The 5,878-nt window shown below is 53.0% G+C and carries 2 tRNA genes and 3 rRNA genes; all 5 read right to left on the bottom strand.

Features of this window, described 5'->3' with window-relative positions:
* Positions 1–85 precede the first annotated feature (85 nt).
* A 5S ribosomal RNA gene (gene rrf / locus HP556_RS00295) occupies positions 86–200 on the bottom strand.
* A gap of 144 nt (positions 201–344) precedes the next feature.
* Positions 345–3,164, bottom strand: a 23S ribosomal RNA gene (locus HP556_RS00290).
* Positions 3,165–3,633: 469 nt separating this feature from the next.
* A tRNA-Ala gene (locus HP556_RS00285) sits at positions 3,634–3,709 on the bottom strand.
* 107 nt (positions 3,710–3,816) lie between these two features.
* Positions 3,817–3,893: transfer RNA gene (locus tag HP556_RS00280), tRNA-Ile, on the bottom strand.
* Positions 3,894–4,108: 215 nt separating this feature from the next.
* Positions 4,109–5,595: ribosomal RNA gene (locus HP556_RS00275) — 16S ribosomal RNA — on the bottom strand.
* Together the 16S, 23S and 5S rRNA genes with 2 tRNA genes alongside form the textbook arrangement of a ribosomal RNA operon.
* Positions 5,596–5,878: the final 283 nt, after the last annotated feature.

Below are 5,878 nucleotides of genomic sequence, written 5' to 3'. Positions count from 1 at the left end.
TCCAGACAACAAAAAACGCCGCTTCCCGAAGGAAGCGGCGTTTTTTGTATTGATATCGTAGTTGAGGGTTCTTTGTCCTTTGCAGGCCTGGCAGCGACCTACTCTCCCAGGGCTTAAGCCATAGTACCATTGGCGCTGAGGAGTTTAACGGCCGAGTTCGGGATGGGATCGGGTTGAAGCTCCTCGCTAGAACCACCAGGCCGGCGAAGGACAAAGATACGAAGCAAACTGTTTTGGTCTTTCTGTAGGACGCGCTTGAGCGTCCCTGAGTTGCGCATTCTGATTTACAGAGCGCAGTCTCATTTTCATAACGTCGGACTGATGTCTGGACATTGAAAATGAGAGCAATCAAGCCAATCGAACGATTAGTACCGGTAAGCTACATGCGTTGCCGCACTTACACACCCGGCCTATCAACGTGGTCGTCTTCCACGGTTCTCAAGGGAATACTCGTTTTGAGGTGGGTTTCCCGCTTAGATGCTTTCAGCGGTTATCCCGTCCGTACATAGCTATGCTGCACTGCCGCTGGCGCGACAACAGCTCCACCAGAGGTACGTTCATCCCGGTCCTCTCGTACTAGGGACAAATCCTCTCAATATTCCAACACCCACGGCAGATAGGGACCGAACTGTCTCACGACGTTCTGAACCCAGCTCACGTACCACTTTAATCGGCGAACAGCCGAACCCTTGGGACCTTCTCCAGCCCCAGGATGTGATGAGCCGACATCGAGGTGCCAAACGACGCCGTCGATATGGACTCTTGGGCGTCATCAGCCTGTTATCCCCGGCGTACCTTTTATCCGTTGAGCGATGGCCCATCCACGCGGGACCACCGGATCACTATGACCGACTTTCGTCTCTGCTCGACTTGTTGGTCTCGCAGTCAGGCAGGCTTATGCCATTATACTCAACGAACGATTTCCGACCGTTCTGAGCCTACCTTCGCACGCCTCCGTTACTCTTTGGGAGGCGACCGCCCCAGTCAAACTGCCCACCATGCGCTGTCCCGATCCCAGCTAATGGGATGCGGTTAGATATCCATAACCATTAGGGTGGTATTTCACATTGCGACTCCACCAAGGCTGGCGCCCCGGCTTCAAAGTCTACCACCTATTCTACACAAACAGTCACGAATACCAGCGCAAAGCTACAGTAAAGGTGCACGGGGTCTTTCCGTCTGACCGCAGGAACCCCGCATCTTCACGGGGAATTCAATTTCACTGAGTCTATGTTGGAGACAGCGGGGAAGTCATTACGCCATTCGTGCAGGTCGGAACTTACCCGACAAGGAATTTCGCTACCTTAGGACCGTTATAGTTACGGCCGCCGTTTACCGGGGCTTCAATTCAGTGCTTGCACACCTCCTCTTAACCTTCCGGCACCGGGCAGGCGTCAGACCCTATACGTCATCTTGCGATTTCGCAGAGCCCTGTGTTTTTGTTAAACAGTTGCCACCCCCTGGTCTGTGCCCCCCCTGTACACTTGCGTATACAGAGGGCCCCCTTATCCCGAAGTTACGGAGGTAAATTGCCGAGTTCCTTCAACATAGTTCTCTCAAGCGCCTTGGTATACTCTACCAGTCCACCTGTGTCGGTTTCGGGTACGGTCTAATGTGGGAGCTATTTCCTGGAACCTCGTCGAGGCCCGACCAATCCAATAAGGTCGAACAACATAAGAGATCCGTCACTACCCACTGGCTCACGAATATTCACGTGATTCCCATCGACTACGCCTTTCGGCCTCGCCTTAGGGACCGGCTAACCCTGCGAAGATTAACTTTACGCAGGAACCCTTGGACTTTCGGCGACACTGTCTTTCACAGTGTTTGTCGTTACTCATGCCAGCATTCGCACTTCTGATACCTCCAGGCGCTCTCACGAGTCGCCCTTCGCAGGCTTACAGAACGCTCCGCTACCGCGTACCAAATAAATGGCACACCCTAAGCTTCGGCTCGTGGCTTGAGCCCCGTTACATCTTCGGCGCAGGAACCCTTATTTAGACCAGTGAGCTGTTACGCTTTCTTTAAAGGATGGCTGCTTCTAAGCCAACCTCCTGGTTGTTTTGGGATTCCCACATCCTTTCCCACTTAGCCACGAATTAGGGGCCTTAGCTGTAGGTCCGGGTTGTTTCCCTCTCCACAACGGACGTTAGCACCCGCTGTGTGACTCCCGGATAGTACTCTCAGGTATTCGGAGTTTGATTGGGGTTGGTAAGACGGTAAGTCCCCCTAGCCCATTCAGTGCTCTACCCCCTGAGGTATTCATCCGAGGCGATACCTAAATATCTTTCGCGGAGAACCAGCTATTTCCCAGTTTGATTGGCCTTTCACCCCTAACCACAGGTCATCGGAGTCTTTTTCAACAGACACCCGTTCGGTCCTCCAGTGAGTGTTACCTCACCTTCAACCTGCCCATGGCTAGATCACTAGGTTTCGGGTCTAATACAACGAACTTAGCGCCCTATTCAGACTCGCTTTCGCTGCGCATACACCTATCGGCTTAAGCTTGCTCGTTAAATTAAGTCGCTGGCCCATAATACAAAAGGTACGACGTCACCCAGAACGTATCTTGGGCTCCGTCTGTTTGTAGGTATCCGGTTTCAGGTCTATTTCACTCCCCTCGTCGGGGTGCTTTTCACCTTTCCCTCACGGTACTAGTTCGCTATCGGTCAATGAGGAGTACTTAGGCTTGGAGGGTGGTCCCCCCACGTTCAGACAGGATTTCACGTGTCCCGCCTTACTCAAGGACATATCATTGCATTACCCGTACGGGACTATCACCCTCTGAGGTCCAGCTTTCCTGACTGGTTCCGGTTGTCTTTGATATGCCACTGGCCTGGTCCGCGTTCGCTCGCCACTACTAACGGAGTCTCTGTTGATGTCCTTTCCTCCGGGTACTTAGATGTTTCAGTTCCCCGGGTTCGCTTGAAACCCCCTATGTATTCAGGAGTCTCATACCTTCAACTGATAACCGAAAATCCAAAACCACCCCGACTTGCGTCGTGATGACCTTAGAGTTTCGGCTATCGAAGGTGGGTTTCCCCATTCGGAAATCTATGGATCAAAGCCTCTTCGCGGCTCCCCATAGCTTATCGCAGCGTAGCACGTCCTTCATCGCCTCTCATTGCCAAGGCATCCACCGAATACCCTTAAGACACTTGATTGCTCTCATTATCAATATCCACACACTCGGCAGAGTTTGCTGCACGCTGCTTGGCATAACCAACGAATTGGAAACGCCAAATCCGCACGCCGGCGGTCAAGCCGTGCGCACTTCGTGCAGCTGGATATGATTTAGAAAGACCAGTTTGCTTCGTAAGATCGAACCGACAACGAGGCGGTCAAGCTTCGTTGAAAAGGAATAAAGATGCGGAAGCTTCGCAAGCAAAGCGTTCGCACTCAATTCCTGGAGATTATGATTGCGGCACCCGCAATTGCTTGCAGATCCGAACCTCGGAACGATCTCCTCTTTACGATGTCATAAATCCCGCAGTCGATCTCGTAAGACCGACAAGCGAAGTTATACCGCGGACTAAATCAGGCGCCGCCCATGTGGCGCGCACTGTCTGAACACACTGAATGTCTTGAAGTTGTTTTCGTCTCGATCGCTCATCAGCATCCAACCAAAGTTTCTGGTGGAGGCAGACGGGATCGAACCGACGACCTCATGCTTGCAAAGCACGCGCTCTCCCAGCTGAGCTATGCCCCCGTTCCAGAAGACGAATGCTCAACGCTAAAGAACACGTTTTGCAGATGCGATGCTTGCGCATGTGATGTCGACGTCAGCAGCAGCCTTGAAAGCAAAGCGCGCAAATATGGTGGGCCTGGGAAGACTTGAACTTCCGACCTCACGCTTATCAAGCGCGCGCTCTAACCAACTGAGCTACAAGCCCTAACAACAAAGGACTGCGCTCGGCTCATCGACATGACCTTGCGATCAAACGCCAACAAGCAGCACGAGCACGCCCCAGCGTGTGTTCGTCCGCGAAGAAAGAGAAACGAAGACGGCGGTGTCCCGCCTATGCAGCTCAGACATTGATCCAATGTCTGGCCACTGATGTTTCAAAAGAGGATCGATAGAAGCAAGCTTCTGAAGATCCATCCTTAGAAAGGAGGTGATCCAGCCGCAGGTTCCCCTACGGCTACCTTGTTACGACTTCACCCCAGTCGCTGACCCTACCGTGGTCAGCTGCCCCCTTGCGGTTAGCGCACTGCCTTCAGGTAGAACCAACTCCCATGGTGTGACGGGCGGTGTGTACAAGGCCCGGGAACGTATTCACCGTGGCATGCTGATCCACGATTACTAGCGATTCCAACTTCATGGGCTCGAGTTGCAGAGCCCAATCCGAACTGAGACGGCTTTTTGAGATTTGCGAGAGGTCGCCCTTTTGCATCCCATTGTCACCGCCATTGTAGCACGTGTGTAGCCCAGCCCGTAAGGGCCATGAGGACTTGACGTCATCCCCACCTTCCTCGCGGCTTATCACCGGCAGTCTCCTTAGAGTGCTCAACTAAATGGTAGCAACTAAGGACGGGGGTTGCGCTCGTTGCGGGACTTAACCCAACATCTCACGACACGAGCTGACGACAGCCATGCAGCACCTGTGCTCTATGCCCCGAAGGGAAAGTTCCATCTCTGGTACCGGTCATAGACATGTCAAGGGCTGGTAAGGTTCTGCGCGTTGCGTCGAATTAAACCACATGCTCCACCGCTTGTGCGGGCCCCCGTCAATTCCTTTGAGTTTTAATCTTGCGACCGTACTCCCCAGGCGGAATGCTTAAAGCGTTAGCTGCGCCACTAGTGAGTAAACCCACTAACGGCTGGCATTCATCGTTTACGGCGTGGACTACCAGGGTATCTAATCCTGTTTGCTCCCCACGCTTTCGTGCCTCAGCGTCAGTTATGGGCCAGTGAGCCGCCTTCGCCACTGGTGTTCTTGCGAATATCTACGAATTTCACCTCTACACTCGCAGTTCCACTCACCTCTCCCATACTCAAGACTTTCAGTATCAAAGGCAGTTCTGGAGTTGAGCTCCAGGATTTCACCTCTGACTTAAAAACCCGCCTACGCACCCTTTACGCCCAGTGATTCCGAGCAACGCTAGCCCCCTTCGTATTACCGCGGCTGCTGGCACGAAGTTAGCCGGGGCTTATTCTTACGGTACCGTCATTATCTTCCCGTACAAAAGAGCTTTACAACCCTAGGGCCTTCATCACTCACGCGGCATGGCTGGATCAGGCTTGCGCCCATTGTCCAATATTCCCCACTGCTGCCTCCCGTAGGAGTTTGGGCCGTGTCTCAGTCCCAATGTGGCTGATCATCCTCTCAGACCAGCTACTGATCGTCGCCTTGGTAGGCCTTTACCCCACCAACTAGCTAATCAGACGCGGGCCAATCTCTCGGCGATAAATCTTTCCCCGTAAGGGCTTATCCGGTATTAGCACAAGTTTCCCTGTGTTGTTCCGAACCAAGAGGTATGTTCCCACGCGTTACTCACCCGTCTGCCACTGACGTATTGCTACGCCCGTTCGACTTGCATGTGTTAAGCCTGCCGCCAGCGTTCGCTCTGAGCCAGGATCAAACTCTCAAGTTGGACTTGAAACTTTAAACCGGCTGATCACAACGTATTGACGAGGTCCCACCATACTAAATCAACCAAACCGAAGTTCAGCCAATCTGCTGTCCGCGCTTCACAGCGCTAACAACGATGGTGTTAACCTTTGTTCAAAACGTGTACCGCCGAAGTCTTTCGTCCGGCCCCGTCTCAAGAAGCCGAAGCTTCCATCGAACGAGACCCGCAAGGACTCCGCCGTCCACGTTTCTCTTTCTTCAATTTAACTTGTCAAACAGCCCGACGCAGATGCGTCAATCTCCCC

Source organism: Tardiphaga robiniae, assembly GCF_013359755.1.
Taxonomy (GTDB): domain Bacteria; phylum Pseudomonadota; class Alphaproteobacteria; order Rhizobiales; family Xanthobacteraceae; genus Tardiphaga; species Tardiphaga robiniae.
Note: the sequence above shows the minus strand (reverse complement) of the source record. Positions and strands in the feature narration are given on the sequence as shown.